22 protein-coding genes, 1 pseudogene and 3 riboswitches are annotated in these 17823 nt (G+C 45.3%); of the genes and pseudogenes, 19 read left to right on the top strand and 4 right to left on the bottom strand.

Annotation, left to right across the window (positions count from 1 at the left end):
• Positions 1–312 precede the first annotated feature (312 nt).
• From E4665_RS17340 to E4665_RS17320, 5 genes are all read left to right on the top strand, one after another.
• Entirely contained in the window at positions 313–1485 is a 1173-nt protein-coding gene (locus E4665_RS17340) for a sensor histidine kinase (protein ID WP_135350059.1), read from the top strand.
• A 315-nt stretch (positions 1486–1800) separates the two neighbouring features.
• On the top strand, positions 1801–2505 hold the full coding sequence (locus tag E4665_RS17335; RefSeq protein ID WP_277752233.1) for a response regulator: 705 nt from the start codon (positions 1801–1803) through the stop codon (positions 2503–2505).
• 81 nt (positions 2506–2586) lie between these two features.
• The gene (locus E4665_RS17330) at positions 2587–2817 is read left to right on the top strand and encodes a hypothetical protein (RefSeq protein ID WP_174845501.1); all 231 of its coding nucleotides are present in this window, start codon (positions 2587–2589) and stop codon (positions 2815–2817) included.
• 121 nt (positions 2818–2938) lie between these two features.
• Positions 2939–4375 (top strand): ATP-dependent helicase ComFA, encoded by a 1437-nt coding sequence (locus tag E4665_RS17325; RefSeq protein ID WP_135350057.1) that lies wholly within the window; start codon positions 2939–2941, stop codon positions 4373–4375.
• The gene (locus E4665_RS17320; RefSeq protein ID WP_241654953.1) at positions 4372–5154 is read left to right on the top strand and encodes a ComF family protein; all 783 of its coding nucleotides are present in this window, start codon (positions 4372–4374) and stop codon (positions 5152–5154) included. Before E4665_RS17325 ends, E4665_RS17320 begins: the two co-directional genes overlap by 4 nt.
• A 50-nt stretch (positions 5155–5204) precedes the next feature.
• Here the strand turns inward: E4665_RS17320 and E4665_RS17315 are convergent, their stop codons facing one another.
• Entirely contained in the window at positions 5205–6008 is an 804-nt protein-coding gene (locus E4665_RS17315; protein WP_135350056.1) for a C39 family peptidase, read from the bottom strand.
• A gap of 255 nt (positions 6009–6263) precedes the next feature.
• Between E4665_RS17315 and E4665_RS17310 the strand changes: the two genes are divergently transcribed.
• The 10 genes from E4665_RS17310 to E4665_RS17265 all read left to right on the top strand — a co-directional run bounded on the left by E4665_RS17310 (position 6264) and on the right by E4665_RS17265 (position 12747).
• Positions 6264–6665 carry a TIGR03826 family flagellar region protein gene (locus E4665_RS17310; protein WP_135350055.1) on the top strand — a complete coding sequence of 134 codons (402 nt, stop codon included), beginning with the start codon at positions 6264–6266 and terminating at the stop codon, positions 6663–6665.
• 145 nt (positions 6666–6810) lie between these two features.
• Positions 6811–7086: a flagellar biosynthesis anti-sigma factor FlgM gene (gene flgM / locus E4665_RS17305; protein WP_135350054.1), complete on the top strand. Its 276-nt coding sequence runs from the start codon at positions 6811–6813 to the stop codon at positions 7084–7086.
• A 30-nt stretch (positions 7087–7116) separates the two neighbouring features.
• Entirely contained in the window at positions 7117–7614 is a 498-nt protein-coding gene (locus E4665_RS17300; protein ID WP_135350053.1) for a flagellar protein FlgN, read from the top strand.
• An 88-nt stretch (positions 7615–7702) separates the two neighbouring features.
• Entirely contained in the window at positions 7703–9256 is a 1554-nt protein-coding gene (flgK, locus tag E4665_RS17295) for a flagellar hook-associated protein FlgK (protein ID WP_135350052.1), read from the top strand.
• Between the two features lie 3 nt (positions 9257–9259).
• Positions 9260–10156 carry a flagellar hook-associated protein FlgL gene (gene flgL, locus E4665_RS17290; protein ID WP_135350051.1) on the top strand — a complete coding sequence of 299 codons (897 nt, stop codon included), beginning with the start codon at positions 9260–9262 and terminating at the stop codon, positions 10154–10156.
• A 70-nt stretch (positions 10157–10226) separates the two neighbouring features.
• Positions 10227–10664 carry a flagellar assembly protein FliW gene (fliW, locus tag E4665_RS17285; protein ID WP_135350050.1) on the top strand — a complete coding sequence of 146 codons (438 nt, stop codon included), beginning with the start codon at positions 10227–10229 and terminating at the stop codon, positions 10662–10664.
• A gap of 4 nt (positions 10665–10668) precedes the next feature.
• A complete protein-coding gene (gene csrA / locus E4665_RS17280; protein ID WP_135350049.1) occupies positions 10669–10905 on the top strand; it encodes a carbon storage regulator CsrA in 237 nt (78 codons plus the stop codon).
• Between the two features lie 180 nt (positions 10906–11085).
• A riboswitch (SAM riboswitch) is annotated at positions 11086–11185 on the top strand.
• A 114-nt stretch (positions 11186–11299) separates the two neighbouring features.
• Positions 11300–11566, top strand: a complete 267-nt coding sequence (locus tag E4665_RS17275; RefSeq protein ID WP_135350048.1) for a LysR family transcriptional regulator — start codon at positions 11300–11302, stop codon at positions 11564–11566.
• A 66-nt stretch (positions 11567–11632) separates the two neighbouring features.
• Positions 11633–11737: riboswitch (SAM riboswitch) on the top strand.
• A gap of 88 nt (positions 11738–11825) precedes the next feature.
• A riboswitch (SAM riboswitch) is annotated at positions 11826–11917 on the top strand.
• A 12-nt stretch (positions 11918–11929) separates the two neighbouring features.
• Complete coding sequence (locus E4665_RS17270) at positions 11930–12271, top strand: hypothetical protein (protein WP_135350047.1); 342 nt, start codon at positions 11930–11932, stop codon at positions 12269–12271.
• Positions 12272–12495: 224 nt separating this feature from the next.
• Positions 12496–12747: a hypothetical protein gene (locus tag E4665_RS17265; RefSeq protein ID WP_194086000.1), complete on the top strand. Its 252-nt coding sequence runs from the start codon at positions 12496–12498 to the stop codon at positions 12745–12747.
• Positions 12748–13215: 468 nt separating this feature from the next.
• On the opposite strand, the pseudogene E4665_RS17255 reads toward E4665_RS17265, so the two are convergent.
• Positions 13216–13317, bottom strand: a pseudogene (locus E4665_RS17255) (IS66 family transposase); the annotation flags it as partial.
• A gap of 49 nt (positions 13318–13366) precedes the next feature.
• Between E4665_RS17255 and E4665_RS18275 the strand changes: the two are divergent.
• The 4 genes from E4665_RS18275 (at position 13367) to E4665_RS17245 (ending at position 14988) form a co-directional block, all read left to right on the top strand.
• On the top strand, positions 13367–13633 hold the full coding sequence (locus E4665_RS18275) for a hypothetical protein (RefSeq protein WP_167815243.1): 267 nt from the start codon (positions 13367–13369) through the stop codon (positions 13631–13633).
• 252 nt (positions 13634–13885) lie between these two features.
• On the top strand, positions 13886–14041 hold the full coding sequence (locus tag E4665_RS18270) for a hypothetical protein (RefSeq protein WP_167815244.1): 156 nt from the start codon (positions 13886–13888) through the stop codon (positions 14039–14041).
• 86 nt (positions 14042–14127) lie between these two features.
• Positions 14128–14337: a hypothetical protein gene (locus E4665_RS17250; RefSeq protein WP_135350046.1), complete on the top strand. Its 210-nt coding sequence runs from the start codon at positions 14128–14130 to the stop codon at positions 14335–14337.
• 102 nt (positions 14338–14439) lie between these two features.
• Entirely contained in the window at positions 14440–14988 is a 549-nt protein-coding gene (locus E4665_RS17245; protein WP_135350045.1) for a hypothetical protein, read from the top strand.
• 372 nt (positions 14989–15360) lie between these two features.
• On the opposite strand, the gene E4665_RS17240 is transcribed toward E4665_RS17245, so the two are convergent.
• Together E4665_RS17240 and E4665_RS17235 are read right to left on the bottom strand one after the other, a co-directional pair.
• The gene (locus E4665_RS17240; RefSeq protein ID WP_135350044.1) at positions 15361–16230 is read right to left on the bottom strand and encodes an aldose epimerase family protein; all 870 of its coding nucleotides are present in this window, start codon (positions 16228–16230) and stop codon (positions 15361–15363) included.
• A gap of 125 nt (positions 16231–16355) precedes the next feature.
• A complete protein-coding gene (locus E4665_RS17235) occupies positions 16356–17339 on the bottom strand; it encodes a hypothetical protein (protein WP_241654952.1) in 984 nt (327 codons plus the stop codon).
• Between the last annotated feature and the right edge of the window lie 484 nt (positions 17340–17823).

The raw sequence follows: 17823 nt of genomic DNA, 5'->3' as shown, positions 1-17823 counted from the left end.
CATACAAAGGAGTGGCTCCTTTTTCATTAATTTTAATCACCCAATCAGTGAAAATGAGAAAATCGTTACAACACTGAGTAAGTAAGCATTTTAGCTAATCAAATAGATTGGCCGTGAATAATTCAGGTATAATAATAAAGAAACAGTGATTCTGTCGATGATAATCCGTTTTCACGGGTCTTACGTTTAAATTTATTAAAAAATGGGAATAGAGCTTAAAAACGATTTGGTTCTTTTGTCCTATTGGGATATAGGCATAATGTGTCTAGTAACAGTTGCCCCATTCGGCTAAAGTGTGTATGGAGGTAGTTTATGTCAGCCGGTAATGTGAATGCAAAATCGCTTGATGAAAAACATCTCGACAAAATTATTAACAGTATGATTGAAAATGTCAGCGATAGCAAATCTCAGATTTTTGACATTGGCGAAGAGTCAAGAAAAGAGTATGATGCGCTGACTAAAGAACTGCATCTGGTCAAGCAGGAACTGACCGGTATTATTGAACGCAGCGACAAGCTGGAGCTAGAGGCCAGAATGTCGAGAGGCAGGTTGGCGGAGATCAGCAGGGCCTTTGACAGGTATGGTGAAAAAGACATACGTACAGCTTACGAGCAGGCCAATCAGATCCAGAATGATCTGTCGCTTGTCCGCCAAACGGAAAAGCAGATGAAAGCCCGGCGGAATGAGCTTGAGCGCAGACTTGTCCAGCTTAATTCAACCATAAAAAAAGCGGAGAACCTGGTTGGTCAGGTAACAGTAGTTCTCCACTATCTGACAAGCGATTTGATGCAGATAGGGGAAGTGGTGGCAACCGCTCGGGAACAGCGCGCACTTGGCCTGAAAATTATCGAGGCTCAGGAGGAGGAGCGGAAACGCCTGTCCCGCGAAATTCATGACGGACCGGCGCAGACGCTTGCTCAGGTGCTGATTGGACTTGATGTTGTTGAGCGCGTTGGAAAGCGTGAAGGTGATGAGGCCGCGCGACGGGAACTTCAGAAGTATAGGGTCATGGTTCAGGACGCGCTGGCCGAGGTCCGGCGGATCATTTACGATCTGCGGCCGATGAGCTTGGATGATCTTGGTTTGGTGCCGACGCTACAAAAATATTTTCACCGGGTGGACAGCGATTTTCCATCCATTAATATCGGCTTTAAAAACCTGGGCGCTGAAAAACGGCTTCAGTCACGCATCGAGGCGGCACTGTTCCGGCTGGTTCAGGAAGCGGTTCAGAACGCCTGCGTACATGCCAATCCTAGCAATGTCCGAATCCGCTTGGAATTCAGGAAAGATGAGGTCATCATTCTTGTGAAGGATGACGGCGCAGGCTTTGACCAGTCCGTTAAAAAGGAAGGAAGTTACGGACTGATCGGCATGAAGGAACGCGCCGATCTCCTGAACGGAGAACTGACCATTAATTCCAGCCCGGAACATGGGACAACCATTTTGGCTGCAATCCCGATCCAGCCCGGGGATGTGCTTGACTGATCACGATATTTAGGAAAAACTGATGTCGGATGAATGCGTGTCCCGCGCATGATAAGCAATAGCCGATAAAAAAAGAGAGGTGAACGATCTGCCGCAGTTCGGGACCCACGGATGATGAACACAGTCTTTTAAAGAAAACCTGGCGAAGTCAAGCCTCTGGCAGGTTGACTCCGGTCACACAAAGACAGCACTTATTTAAACTTTTCTATTAAACAGATATTTTATCAGGGTTCACTGTGTGCCGTTCATTTTAAAAATTTTCGGTATACAGCCTGAACCTTTGGCTCATGATCCGTGTTTCTGCGGCAGCACAAAGTGACAAATGTCCATCCTAAAATCACAACGATTGCTTTGATTGACGACCATCGCCTTTTCCGCGAGGGGGTCAAAAGAATTCTCGACATGGAGCCCGACTTCGAGGTAGTTGCCGAGGGGGATGACGGGAGCACCGCTGAAAAACTGATTGAGGAAACGAATCCCGATGTCGTCCTGATGGATATCAATATGCCGAAATTGAACGGGGTCGAGGCGACCCGGCAGCTGATCAAAAATCATCCGGGACTCAAGGTGATCATCCTGTCCATCCATGATGATGAAAGCTATGTGACACACGTGCTGAAATCCGGCGCGCTCGGTTATCTGCTCAAGGAAATGGACGCTGATTCGATGATCGAAGCGGTCCGGATAGTCGCACAGGGCGGCGCCTATATCCATCCGAAGGTGACACACAATTTGGTCAACGAATTCCGCCGCCTGGCGTCGCAGGGTTACAGCAGCGAGCCGTCCGGATTCCGCGATCTTGAATACCGTCCACCGCTTCACATTCTGACCCACCGCGAATGCGAAGTACTGCAGTTGATGGCGGACGGCAAGAGCAACCGGTCCATCGGTGAACTGCTCTATATCAGTGAAAAAACGGTCAAAAACCATGTCAGCAATATCCTGCAAAAAATGAATGTGGATGACCGCACGCAAGCCGTTGTCGTCGCGATCAAAAACGGCTGGGTGAAGATCAACTGAATAGCGATTGACTGAAACTTTCTTTCGTGATAAGCGGGGGAAAGTTTTTTTGATTACGGATGCGTTTTAAGAGTACTTTCGGTGCGGCGCATGATTTTGTTTCCGAAATCATGCGCCGCACCGAAAGTGGCTGGTAAACCGGCGAAAGTGGCTGGTAAACCGGCGAAAGTGGCTGGTAAACCGGCGAAAGTGGCTGGTAAACCGGCGAAAGTGGCTGGTAAACCGGCGAAAGTGGCTGGTAAACCGGCGAAAGTGGCTGGTAAAAATGCACAGGTACGCAAGAAAAATTTTTTCAACCTAAAGAAGGACTGAGACGACTCGATGGCGAATTATTTTAAAATCCCGCCTTTTTATCGTCCCATGCTGTCTTCCACACTGTCAGCCCCATCCAACCAATTTTCTTCTACTCTAATCTCCGAAAGAAGGCCTTTCTATGATGCTATCGTCATCTCATTCTCCGGAAACCACATCATTCAGTAAAGACTTAAGGCAATTTTTATATGGTAGAGAATGCCCGCTCGAAGAAATACCTTTCTCAGAACAATTGATCAGGGATCATGTGAGCGCCGGATGGATCAATCTGACTGACGGTATTCAAACGTCAGGCGACGGCTTTTTTTCATCCATCACCGGCAGGAAAAAATATCTATGCGTCCGCTGCGGCAATGCGAATTTCGCAGCGTTTGCATCCATAACTTGTGGTCGCTGCGGTCGCAATTGTGTCTACTGCCGCCACTGCCTGAACATGGGCGTGATCCGGTCATGCACGAAGCTCGCGACATGGATCGGTCCGGCTCCGGATCGGGCCGTCCCTACGCCAGAAGAAAAACTATGCGCCTGGTCGGGGAATCTGTCTCCGGAACAGACGAAGGCAGCCGCCGAGCTTGATTCGGCTCTATCGGAAGGGGACTCTTTTCTAATCTGGGCGGTCACTGGCGCGGGAAAGACGGAACTTCTCTTTCCGGCAGTTGAGCACGCGCTTCTCCGCGGCGAGCGCGTGGTGCTGTCCACGCCTCGGACTGACGTTGTCCGGGAACTGTACCCACGGATCAAAGCGGCATTTCCTGAGATACCAGTCAGCGCCCTGTACGGCGGAAGCAGTGAGCGGCAGCCTGAAGCACCGCTCGTGATTGCGACGACCCATCAGCTGATCCGTTTCCACCGATATTTTGACCGGGTAATCATTGATGAAGTGGACGCATTCCCTTATCATTTTGACCCAATGCTGGCCTACGCTGTGAAAAAAGCCGCCAAAAAAGGGGCTTCGATTGCTTACCTCAGTGCCACACCTCCGGCCGATCTGAAAAACGCTTTTCTCTCCGGCAAACTGCGCGGCGTAAAGATTTCCCGACGCTACCATGGCTTTCCATTGCCCGTGCCCCGGTTCATGTGGACAGGGAACTGGCCTCAGAGCTTAAGAAAAGGAGTTCTGCCGAAATCTTTTATAGAATGGGTACGTGGAAAAAATGCAGCGGATCGGCCCCTTTTTTGTTTTGTTCCATCCGTCAGACTGGCCCACTTGGTAACCGAGCTGCTTCAGAAGGAAGGATTCGCATCGGTCGCGGGAGTGCATGCTCAGGATCCGAACCGGCATGAGAAGGTCACCGCCTTTCGAGAGGGAAGGATCAGAATTCTTGTGACCACGACCATTCTGGAGCGCGGAGTCACTGTGCCCGGAGCCGAAGCGGCTGTTTTCGGAGCGGATGATCCCGTATTCGATGAGCGCGCGCTTGTTCAGATCTCCGGAAGAGTAGGCCGTTCCGCAGACCGCCCGGATGGGGATATCGTCTTTTTTCATAATGGCAAGACGCTTGAAATGATCCGGGCGCGCCGCCACATTGAGCAAATGAATCGCGAGGGCGGATTTTGAACGGGCTGGTTTGTCTGATCTGCGGCCAGGACAGGCAGGAAAGGATGACATTCCGCACGCTTCTCTCTGCAGATTCATCGCCCGGATTTTGCCGGACATGCAGAGAAAAATTTGTCAAAATTCCTCAAGGGCATAGCTGCCGGCTCTGTGGACGTGATCTCGGATTGATGGATGAAAAATTCATTTCGGGCTCGGTCTGCACCGACTGCCGGCGCTGGGAAAAAAGCGGCGGAAATGGCTGCTTTGGACGGAATATCGCTCTTTACAGCTACAACGACTGGATGAAGGAGGTCATCACAACCTTTAAATTTCGTGGAGACGCCGCTCTTGCCGTCGGATTCAGAAAAGAGTTCCGTGCCGCGGGCAGAAAGATCATTGGTAAAGATTGGCGCACACACTGGGAGCGTCTAAGAAACGGAAAACATCATCCCCGAGAAACCTGTGTCATTGTCCCGATGCCCCTCAGCGGGAATCGCCTGAAGGAGCGCGGGTTCAATCAAGCGGAGGTTCTGGCGGAACTGATCGGCGAACCTGTTGTTCCGGCACTTTGCCGCATCGGCGGCGAAAGAAAGCAGAGCAAGAAAAATCGCAGGGAACGGTTGGAATCAGGAGAAAATCCATTTAAACTGGACGAAGCATTTTCTGAAGTGCTCCATGGAACGAAGGTTTTGCTCATTGACGATATTTATACGACAGGAGCGACCCTGCGCCGTGCTGCTGCGGCTTTCGAAAGGGCGGATCCAAAGTGTGTCGATTCATTGACACTGATTCATGGATGAACTATGAAAGAGCGCAAAAACGGATTTTTCTTTTTCACAAACTACCGAATTCAAAACGAAGGGAACTTTGTATAGGTGATTGCCTGGCTGCCCATCTGCTCCCATGCTTTGATAAAACTCTGCTTGTCCGCACTCTCGTTTTTTGAGCCGAGAGGATTGTTAAAGTAAATATGGTTCCTGTCGTATCCGGTGATCAGAACCGCGTGCTCTTGCCTTGTAATACGGACCGTTCCTGAGGCCGTGTGCCAGGTTTCAAAAGCGCTGCTCGGCAGGGGCCTGAACGTGACATTTGTAATCACGATCACCGGCCTGCCGTCATTGAGGCTGTCAATGATCGAGCTGAAGGACTTTCCGGTCAGGTCCGCAATGCGGAACGGCAGATACTTTCCCGCCAGATCCACCAGCGGTTGATGATAGACGCCATAGCCCGGGCTGCTTATTCGATACATGTTGCCAACGAACCCTTCCCCGGGATCACCGTAACGCCCATTTTGTTCGTATGGAACTTTTTTGATTTCTGTGGCCAGCTCCATCTTATTGATTTTCACACCGGCCTGCTGCAGCAACATGGCGAGCGAGGTTACCTCGCAGCCGCGCGGCAGGCCGGGATTCTGCTGGATTTGCGGCGCCTGAATTAGAACACTGGCCCTGGCCGTTTTTTGATTCGTAGTGCTTCGAATTACCTCTTTGGCGTCGCTTTCGGCACTTGAAAAGAAAGCGGTGACGCTCCGGATTAGTGACTGCCGGCCTGTTTCTCCAAGTGAGTCATTATAATATAAACCGGCGATCGTTGCCGCCAGGATAAGATCTAATATAAAAAATTTAGCAAGCCAGTGCGTTTTAAAAAAATGCAAATCCGAATCTCCCTTCGGAATGCGCCACAGTTAATCAGCACTCATTAAAAGCTGAACTTCGCCTGAATAAAGGATAACCGGGCATTCATATAAGCATTCTAACATGAACGAAGGCGGCAGACAGGTAAAAAAGCAGAAGTGAATGTGACAAACCACCTAAAATTTTAATAGGGATCTGCCGATAAAGTGTTACAGAGTGCCTGAAGTGGGCCATTCGTCTATAATTAAATGAGTGACTGAAGAGGAGGGTTCACAGTGGCTGAACTTGCGAATTGCAAAAGCTGCGGCCGGCTGTTTGTGCGGGTATCTTCACCGTACTGTCCGGAATGCTTGAAGGAACAGGATAAAAAATTTGACATTGTTTATGATTATATACGCGAACAGGAGCACCGGATGGCGACGGTTCCGCAGGTTCATGACGCGACCGGCGTTGAAACGGAACTGATCTACCAGTGGGTGCGCGAAGGAAGACTGGTTTCGGCGATGTTCCCGAACCTCGGTTATCCGTGCAAATCATGCGGTAAAATGATTACGGAAGGTGTGATTTGCAGCGATTGCCGGAATAAAATACAAGGGGATCTTCACAGGGAAGATCTTGAAGAAGAAGCCCGCCTGAAGGCAAATCGTCTGAAAACATATCATACGCGGAGAATCTGAACTATGGCCTCCCGCTAAACTTTAGCCGATTTTATCCGATATTATTGTTGGAAACAATGATCATTATGTATGGTAAAGAGCTGCGGTCGCGGTGACGGGACCAGCGGGTGAAAGATATTAATCCGAAGGAAAGGGGGCACCTTAAATGAAAATTGACGGCTATCAGCCTGTACAACCCTATGCGAACTACAATCAGCCGAAGCCCGGCGATCAGGTACAGAACGTTTCGGCGAAAAGCGACAAGGTTGAAATTTCTTCGGAAGCAAAACGAATGCAGGGCGCGCAAAAACTGGAAGAAGCCAGGAGTGAGAAAGTGCAGCAGCTCAAAAATCAGGTTGACGCGGGCACCTATCATGTTGCTTCCCAGGACATTGCGAAGAAAATGTACGCCTACTGGAACAACTCTGAGAACAGATCGTAAAATTCATTATTCGTGTAGGGAGCGAATTCAATGTCTGTTTCATCCATGAAACGCATTATTAAAAGCTTGATTTCAGTACATGAGACACTGTTTGATATTGCCCAAGAGAAAACCGAAGCGATAAAAATTGGGGATGAAAAAACAGTCGCCCGGCTCTCTAAATCGGAAATTCCACTGATTCATCAGCTGCAGCATCTGGAAAAACAGAGAATCGGGGAAGTGGCAAAAGATCTGCCGGATTGGAAAAAGGACGATGTAGATCCAACTTTCAGTGAATGGGAGTCGGCAGTTGTTTCCGAAGCGGACCGACCGGAATGGACGTCACTGTATCTGGAATTAGCTAGAAGTGTAGTGAAGCTCAAACAGGCAAATTTGCTTAATCAGGATCTCCTTCGTCAGTCGATTCGGTGGGTGAAGCTCAATTTAAATTTGCTCCAGCCACGGCATCAACCGGAGAATTACGGAAACCCACATGATAGACGGAAACCTGACCCAGGATTTAGCGGGCGGATTGATTCACGGGCATAAAGTCTATTGTGACTTGAACATGTTGATGATAAAAAAATCCGGTGTCTGAAAATTTTTTTAGTGAAAAGAGAGATGGAGGTATTTCTTCATGATTCCGATATTTTCAAGCCTGAATATGATGCAACGGGCGTTGGGGGTGACTCAGGACGCTATTCAGACGACGGGTAACAATATATCGAACGCCAATACACCTGGCTATTCACGTGAACGAGTCAATCTTTCAACGTGGTATCCTTATCCAGCTTCCGGCATCAATCAGCAAGGCGGAGCAGGGCAGATAGGAACCGGAGTGATTGATAATTCCGTTACACGAATTACGGATAAGTTTGTCAATCAGCAGGTTAGAGACAATGTGAATCAGAACGGATACTGGTCATCGGTTAGTGATGCATATAGTCAGATGGAAAATATTATTAATGAACCAACGAATACAGGTATTTCATCTGTACTTGACGGTTTCTGGACTTCTTTGCAAGATTTGGCAGGAAATCCAGGTACAAGCGGAACTGGTTCGGTCGTTCTTCAGAATGGACAGGAAGTAGCCGATACATTTAATTATCTTTCTAATTCGCTTGAAAAGGTTCAGAATAATCTTCAACAGCAAATTACTGACAATACGTCTCAAATAAATAGTTATGCCGATCAAATTAATGTGTTGAACCAGGAAATCAATCGGGTGGAAGCGAACGGACAACTTCCTAATGAACTTTATGATCAGCGGGATCAGCTCACACAGGAACTGTCTCAGCTTGTCAACGTCAAGGTAACTCCTGTGAAGTCCGGTGGAAATCCCTCACCTTTAGCTGAAGGCCTTTATTCCATTGAAATAGTCCAGCAGAACGGTTCTTCATTTAGTCCACCGGCCACTTTGGTTGACGGAACTCAATTGACGGATAATCATTTGCAGACAACGATTGACACGACCGATGCGACAAATCCCAAGGTGAATGTTTCAGTCGTTACAACAGATACGACTCCGACGACGGTATCTACTCTGACGGATGCTTCGGGAAATACCCCTTTTTCTGGCGGACTTCAGGGACTGATTGATTCTTATACTAAAGATTATCCGGAAGTTTTTCAAAGCCTGAATAATTTGGCCAATACGCTTGCCACAAATATGGATCAGGTTTATGCTCAAAATGCTGGCTATACCAGCAGTAAAGGGACTTTTTTCCTTGGTGATTCCTCAGATCCCAACAGCCCTGGCACGGTCACGGCAGCGAATATTCATGTAAACACGAATCTGACTGGCAGTGATATCGTATCAAGTGCGTCCGGCAAACCAAGTGGAGATAATTCAAGCGCTCAAGCCATGGCTGACGTCATAGCTACAGACACATACGATGTTGACGGCACACATGGAACAACCACTTCCGCTTCAGGAACCACATTAAAAGGATATCTGCAGGGCCTGATCGGTCAGATTGGCGTCAATTCACAATCTGCTCAGCAATTATCCGATAATTCTAATACGTTGCTTCAAGCGGCTCAGAATCGTCAGTCTTCGATCAGCGGTGTTTCAATGGATGAGGAAATGACGAATCTTATTCAGTATCAGCATACTTATGACGCAGCGGCCAAAGTCGTGACGACGATTGACACACTGCTTGATACATTAATCAACAAGATGGGGGGCTAAGTCATGCGGATTACTCAGCAAATGATGTCGAATAATCTGATTCAGAATATGTCTGATGGATACGGGAAGATTGAAGATTTACAGAATCAGCTGTCAAGCGGGAAAAAAATTACGCTTCCTTCCCAGAATCCGACCGTTGCGATGATGGGTATCGCGTACCGGACTGACGTGAATCATATTGAACAGTACCAGAATAATGTTTCGACAGCTCAGAGCTGGATTAATAGTTCTGACAGTGCATTGAGCCAGGTCAATTCGATACTTCAGAATATACGCGATCTCGTGTCAGAAGCGAGTACCGATACATATACTTCTGATCAACGAGCGGCAATCGGTCAGCAGGTTGATCAATACACCAAGCAATTGGTGACACTCGGCAATACACAGGTCGGCGGCCAATACATTTTCAGCGGAAGTAATTCAGCTAATCCGCTTTTAACACAGGATTCAGCCGGGAATGTGACACCCAATTCAACAGCGCTCAGTAATCCCAATTTTTCTCTGGATCTAAGCGATGGATTAAGAATGTCGGTCAATGTTGATCCTAATACGGTCTTTACTTCCACAATGTTTCAGAACTTAAATGGCTTGAAAGATGCATTGAACAACCCATCATCCACGGGTGTGGATATCGGCACTTATTTAGGCAAAATTGATACAACTCTGGATTCTGTTAATGATGCGCAGGCAAATCTTGGAGCAAGATCGGACCGTGTGACGATGATCAGCAATCGACTGGATGACCAGAAGACAACTGCTACACAGATAATGGCGAATAACGAGGATGTTGATTACCCTACTGCGATCGTTAACTTGAATCAGCAACAGAATGTCTACACGGCTTCTCTTTCAGTTGGAGCGCGTATCATTCAGCAATCGCTGGTTAATTTTCTGCAATAGTGTTTTATATCACTGAAACGAGAGTAACATTGAGGAATCTTCATAAACAGGAGAAGGGCTGAAACAACGGATGAAAATTCAGACACGCTACTACGGAGAACAGGAGATAAATGCTGAGGAAATACTCTCATTCCCTGGTGGACTTCCAGGATTTGAAAAAAACAAGCAATTTATTCTTCAACCTTTTGGTGAAGCCTTTTCAGTTCTTCAGTCTATAGATGAACGAAATGCTGCTTTTATTGTGACATCGCCCTTTCTTTTTTTTGATCATTTTAGTGTTAATCTATCAGATAAAGTGGTCAGGCAACTCGAAATTGAATCTGATGAAGATGTATCCGTATGGGTTATCGTTACGGTTCAAACCCCTTTTTCTAAATCTACAGCCAATCTGAAGGCACCTGTGATCATCAATACGACCCAAAAGCTTGGTAAGCAGTATATCTCGGACTTTTCTTCGTACTCAGTTACAGAGCCTCTGGCGCAATCCAAAACGTGGAAAAGGGCGTGAGATCATGCTGATTCTGACACGCAAACTGGGCGAGTCGATCCGTATAGGAGACGAGGTCGAAGTAAAAATCGTGGCTGTCGAGGGCGATCAGATCAAATTAGGCATCAATGCCCCGCGTGAAATTGACATTCACCGATCAGAGATCTATGAAGCGATCCAAAAGGAAAACAGCCAGGCCGTTTCGGGCCAGCTTCCTGCCGATGTTCTTCAAGCGATGAAAGCGATCAAAAAGGATAAATAAGAGCTGAATCATTTTAAACTGCACAGCCTAAGTCTGTGTTTTTTATTTTGTCTAAAAGCTTCTATGAGGCAGTAAAACTGTTGATAATTTGTCATTAATATATAAAACACATAAAAATACTTGGAATAACGATTGACTTCCAGTAGTATTTTTCGTACACTCAAAACATCAACCATATAATTCTTATCAAGAGTGGCAGAGGGACCGGCCCTGTGAAGCCCGACAACCAGCCTTTAAGGTATGGTGTCAATTCCGACAGATGAAATCTGAGAGATAAGAATGGCAAGCCTTTTTTCCTCATTGATGGATTTTTTTTTATGTCAGCCGGTCTCCTTCACCTACAGTTTGGATAAAATATTTTTATCTTTGACAAGGAACGAAGGAAAGTGATCCAATGACGATCGATCAACTTGATGCATTTCTGGCTGTTGTAAAATATCAGAGTTATCGCGAGGCTTCGGAAAAATTATTTTTGTCTCAGCCATCCATTTCGTCGCGGATCCAGGCACTTGAAAGAGAACTTGGAGCCGATCTCTTTATTCGAAGCGGAAGAGGTGTTGTTTTGTCCGATCAGGGACGGATCCTCGTACCCTATGCTAAGCGGATGATCGGCGCGTACAAAAAGGCGCGCACGGATCTGCACCACGGATCCGGTTCCTGATGATGAAATTTTTCATTACTGTTGACAAAGATTTTGTCGCAATGTAAAATAACATTAATTAAATAAAACTTATCCAGAGTGGCGGAGGGACTGGCCCAATGAAACCCGACAACCAACACATAAAAATGTGCATGGTGTTAATTCCAGCAGAGTTATTCTGAGAGATAAGGAAAATCAGTCGAACGGCTACAGCGATTATTTTTCTTGATCTGAGAAAAATAATCGCTTTTCACATGAATCATGAAAAGTTGCCGGACAATTCTTATCAAGAGAGTCGGAGGGACCGGCCCAAAGAAGGCTCAGCAACGGGCTCATAGGAGTACCGTGCTAATTCCGGAATGAAGATAAGAAGGGGTTTTTACTATGTTGAGTCAAGCAAGATATGCACAGATTGACAATTATCTGGATCTTTACCGCTTTGCGGGGAAATTGAATGACACCGAATGGCAGGATGAAATACTTGGTCGGCTTGCCGAATTGCAGCAGGATCATTCAGATTTAGAATTCCAGAAGGAAAGGAACCTTCAGCAACAGTTTGTTGAAGTGAACCGTCAGATTTTGACACTTTACCAGCGGCTGCGGTGCCATACACTGGAAGCGACTGATGAGGTGACAAACAAGCTCTTCGCTTTGAAGCAGAGAAGGCTGGAGCTTGGACGGGAAATTGATGAGCTGAAACACGGTCACCAGCAATTCTGCCAATGATCGCGTAACTTCCAATAGAACTTTTTTATGATTTAAATATAAAAAATGGCGTGAGAACAACTTTTCACGTCCTTTTGGCGTACAACGAATTTTATAAACTGCAAAAAAGCTTTGTGCCTACTCAATTTCCATGGTAAATTAAGGGTGTGGAAGAGCTAAGCAGGGCGTCAGGCTGTCATGCAAAAGCATTTTCCATAAAAATAACTTTCGGAGGGATTTTTATTATGGAAAAGATGGACATGATGAACAAGTCGATGATGCTGCCGATGAACATGATGATGATGATGGAAATGGACAAGATGATGTGCGAGATGAAATGCATGCATATGATGATGGAACGAATGTCGAAGATGGACATGAGCATGATGAAAGACATGGACATGATGATGATGGACAAGGACGAAATGATGAGCTGTATGCACAAATGCGATGAAATGATGTCATCCATGATGGACATGATGAGCAAGATGAAATAAACCTTTGTTAGCTAAGGGGTAACGGAAGATGGCGGGAAATTATGTGCCATCTGTGTGCCATAATTATAGATTACCGCTTCTCACGTGTTCACCGAACTCGTGAGAAGCTTTTTTTTCTCATTTTGGTCACATTCGTTGTACTATCATCAATGTGCCCAAGTCGATCCATGCTGCCAGCAAGTCCACTCCTGCTTCTGAGAGAAGTGATGTATGAGTATGCCGTAACGTGCGGGGTGACATCTGCCTTTTGATTTTTGTGTGATATTTGATCAGTGAATTCATCCAGCGTTTGATCGTGTTCTCCAATATAGGGTAGCCAAACTTTGAAAATCGCATCTTAGTGAAGACAAACCCTCCCATCCCCTATTTGTGCCCCTTAGAGCGATAAATCATTTACATACAGATATTTTGTTACCGTCAATTTCCAATCGTAATCCGATTTAATCACACTGTACACAAGGGGACCTGTCTCTGCCCCCTTGGCGTATTGGAAAACAACCAATTTTTACTTCCGATCACAAAGGTCTTGATGAAACGTTCATCCCGATTATTATCTAGCTCCAGACGTCCGCGAATATGATTTTCGGATTGGAAAGTAAACGAGGAACTGGATAAGATTATGATCCGTGAAATTATCAGCTTTGATCCAGCATTCATCCTAGCCAAAACAAACGTAACGGGATTCGAAAGAGTCTTAACGGACGATGGTAGAAATTATCTGGAAAGGGTAGCCCAGAGTGGACAAGAGCACCTGGGAGCGGATATGAAACTGTGTGTGAAAATAAGTGATCGGACGGATTTCCCGTTCTGCAGTCTTGAGAAGTTGGAACATCAGATCATCAATAAGGTTGCAGTGATTACAAGTGGGAGAAGGCGAGGAGCATGAAAAAGGTCTACTTTGGGAAGCCTGAGTGAAAAATAAGATGATTGAAGGCGGAAATCCATGAGTATCATTCTGATTCTGAGTTTAGTGTTCCTTGTCTGGTCAGCTCTGATTAGCTGGATATTTTTGGGAGGTGAATCGTTGCAAAATATGGACAAAATCGTATTTATTGATTTTAAAAGCAAACCCAATAATCGCAAACGTAGTGGGAAATGACAAATATGCTGCTGAAGGTGTTTGAACGGAGCAAGAACGATGATTAAACCGTTCTGGATCAATGGAGAACTCGTAACTCAGGACAGTATCGAGCGGTTCGGAGTTGAAAAGTACGACTATAACTGGGAGCGTCATGGCGGCGAATGGGTTGAATTTGATTATAAAGGAAACCTGACCACTTTGAACATTCAGTAGAAAAAACAAGGGAGCATGAACAAGCATTAAGGTATGGATCGAATGCTTTTGCTCGATTTGTCCTGATGCTGGAAGACTTAGCACGGATGGTTGAACGTGGGATTAATGACCTTCAAAGTTGGATCGAAGGAGTGAAAATATCTACCACTGGTGATTCATTTACCTATCTGCTTACAGTATTAGGATTTGAAAAACAGCCTACTGAAGCAGATGTCAAAGAGCGAAACAGGACAGCACACCCTGATTGTGGTGAAAGTGCTGAACAGGCACTCTGGTGCGGGCCTTCTTCGGTTTAGCTGTCTCGTAGGCAATGAATCTGGTTTTGAATATCATTCAACTCCAACACGGATTATAATAATTCCATACCGTTACAACTTATGAAAAGGCGAGTGATATATGTGAATCGTGATCTTGTTCTAAGAACGGGTGGATTTGGTCTTTATTTTTTATCGGCTCTTGCTGCCTTATTTATTTATGTCCCCTTTCTGGATCTAAAATCAGTTATATCAATCTTTACAGATTTTCAGGTATTTTATATTATCTGTATTATTTTTTATTTCTATTTAACGTTATATCTTATTGGATTTATATTTTCTCATAAGATTAAGCTGACCGATTCATATCTCTCGGTTAGAGTGATTAACAAGTTTTTAATATTTAAAACCGATCGCATGAGACTAGGGGATATTGAAAAAATCTATCTAGGCTCACGTTCGTTTTTATATGAGGGGATTAAAGATAGTCGAGGGAGAAAAAAGTTGGGGATGTTCGATGATCGTATCATGAAGGCAAAAACCATTTTTCCAATAACTTTAGCTATTTGGACGAACGATGGAGATCTTCATTTGTTTAGTACAAAACCATATTCAAAAAGGGGATTTCAGAGACTTTTTGAAGAATTACATTATAGAGACATGGACGTGTTGGTTGAAGAAAATATTTTATAACTTTAGCAAAAATAAACAGGTAACTTATCTCTTGAAAATCTGTGATATATCTGTACAATGTATGGCAGGTCGGGGAGTTAAGAACAGCCTTGAGCGAAGCACAGCACACAGTGCACCTTCCGAAAGCGGGTCGAGGACGTCAGGCTATGGGCTGCCAATGTGCTGTATAAGATCGATACTCTGAGCATGTAGGACGAGAAGTGCCTTCTTTAAAGAACGATTTACTGAGCAGGATGCATGGCTTCCTCCTGCGGATTGTTGCCCGATGAGCCGTCTGAATATGAATCGTTTACCACATAGATGGGCGGTGGAGCCATCAATGACCATGAAAAAGACCCGGGAAGCATGTTCTTCCCGGGTCTCTCGCGGTTGTTATCGGTCTGCCAGGTGAAAAGAAACATTTAATTCCAAAGGCCGTTCCGGTGCAACCATCAGAAGACTTTCCTTGGTATCGTTAAGAGAGTTTGTTTTCGCCGTCCATGGTTCAATGCAGACGAACGGTGCGTCGCCTTCCACCCACAGGACATCGTAGCGGTAAGTGTCGTCCTGTTCAATAATGAGCTTTTTCTCAGCACTGAAGGACGCCTCTAGACGCGTATCTGCTTGATCAGGCAGAAGGACGACCGATTCTTTCAGTCCGTCCAAATCAATGGATCCCGTAAATGGCTTGATCTGATTGTCATTATAATCCAGATACTTGGTCGCTCGGCTTTTCAGATCCACTTGTTTGTCACTTATATTGAAGTATGGGTGGTATCCCGGATAAGCAGGCATCGGTTCTGCGGACAGGTTTGTGATTTTCTGACGAATGCTGAGCTTGCCATCCGCCAGTGAGTAAGTCAGGAGTACCTCAAATTGAAAAGGATAAGATTCCAGAGTTTCGGCACTGCTTTGGAAGGAGAGTGTTAACTCGGTGTGGGATTCATCACTGGCCTGATGAACAACGGCCCATGGTCGCGTTCGGGCAAGCCCATGATTAGCCATTTCGTAGACGGTTCCGTTCCAAACATAGGACTTATCGGTCAGTTGCCCGGCAATCGGAAACAACACCGGAATGCCGCCGCGGACATTTTTGGTTGTGTCAAAGAGCGTCGCTTCATTCAAGTAAAGAATGTCCTCACCATCTGCATGGAATGAAGTGACGATCCCCCCGCGTTCCGGGCAGACATCGACATAAGACGTTTCATCTTTAAGTTTAAAAAAGTGCAAACCTTGCTGATCAAATTTTTCAATGGTATACACGACAATCCCCTCGATCACTGTTTAATTTTTACATACTTACTCTATCAAATAATTAATGCGCTTTCATGGAATTTTGGAGAAGTTAACAACAAATACAAAAAATACAACAAATACCTTCTTCTCTGTTAGCTTTTGTCCTTTATTTTCAAAAATTCAAGAACGGTCCGCACAATGATATGCATTTCTGCTGTGCTGCAATGCTGATCGACCGGGAGCGGGACCAAGTCTTTTGCCAGGCGATGCTCAAAACTATCAGTCGGAACCCGCTCTAGCACTTCTTCCCAGTAATCGTTGACAAAAATGCGGCGCTCCATCAAGTATTCCTTAAGTTGTTCACCATTGTCCATCAAAAAGGGATAACACATCGGACCGTTAAAGTCGTTGGAATCCGTCTTCAGTTGATTGTAAGGATTTAAATGATTGCGTAAAAATAAGTAATTTTCATTCCTTTTCGTCATAACGTGCTGATAATCAATACTCATCAGCAGCCGCTGTGTTAAGCGCGGCATTGCCCTCAGGCCGCATCGGTCAAGATACGCCTCGTTTTCTTCAAAAAGCGGAGCGGCGGCCTCACTCCCCAGATCAATTTGTTTTAGTAAGGCATCGCATCTGTAGTAAGATGCATCCTGTTTCAGATCGAGCTGCTTGTCGGCATCCATATACAAATAACCACCGTCCGGGACGCCGAAGAACTTGCGCGCCGAATAAATTGTGTCGACGTGTTCCAGAGGCTGTTCAAAAAAAGCTTGTGTATTGTCGATGATGACGTTTTTCAGACCATTGCAGATCTTTCGGACATTATCGTTATTCAAGCCGAAATAGTTAACGTAGAGAAAGCAGGCATCGTCCTCCGGTTCACTACCCAAAACCGGTGAGAAATCCCCGCCAATAGGATAAAAAGCGTAATCGATGTTCAGTCGCTTTATCGGTTGAAGCACGCTGTCGCAAATATAGGCGGGCAGATAAATTTTCTTAAAGTTCTTGACGCGTAGCAAATACTCAAGACAGTAGCGGGCGCTGTTCAAGTGCAGGGCCTGTTGGTGGTATTCGGTTCGTTCAGGCAACTCCAGTGAAAAGAAGCCGCCGATTACATTGTGTTTATCTAGCATGGTATAACCTCCCCTGTTTTTGATATGCCGAATGACTGGAATGGTTGTGCACATTCTAACTAGAATGTAATGTTGGTCGACTTTTTTGGAATCGTCAAGTGAGTTTCTTTCTCATCCCCTAAAGATGCCAATTAATTTGTCGATAATTTTCATAGAGTTGGTATTTTTATTGATTTACCCCAAAAATAATTTTTGTTTTTTCAAAAAGTAGGTCAGTGCTGACCTACTGAAAAATTTGAAAAATCTGATGTAAATGAATAGCGCATGCTTTCTATCAAGTGGAAAAAGAAAGTTACTTAGTGGACTTCTATTTTATTAAAGAAGAAAAATGAACGCCCGAGCAGAAATAAAATAAATCCTGAATTATTCACGGCCAATCTATTTGATTAGCTAAAATGCTTACTTACTCAGTGTTGTAACGATTTTCTCATTTTCACTGATTGGGTGATTAAAATTAATGAAAAAGGAGCCACTCCTTTGTATG

It is taken from the genome of Sporolactobacillus shoreae, from assembly GCF_004684935.1.
In the GTDB taxonomy this organism is placed as follows: domain Bacteria; phylum Bacillota; class Bacilli; order Bacillales; family Sporolactobacillaceae; genus Sporolactobacillus; species Sporolactobacillus shoreae.
This window is presented reverse-complemented; position numbering and strand designations above follow the sequence as displayed.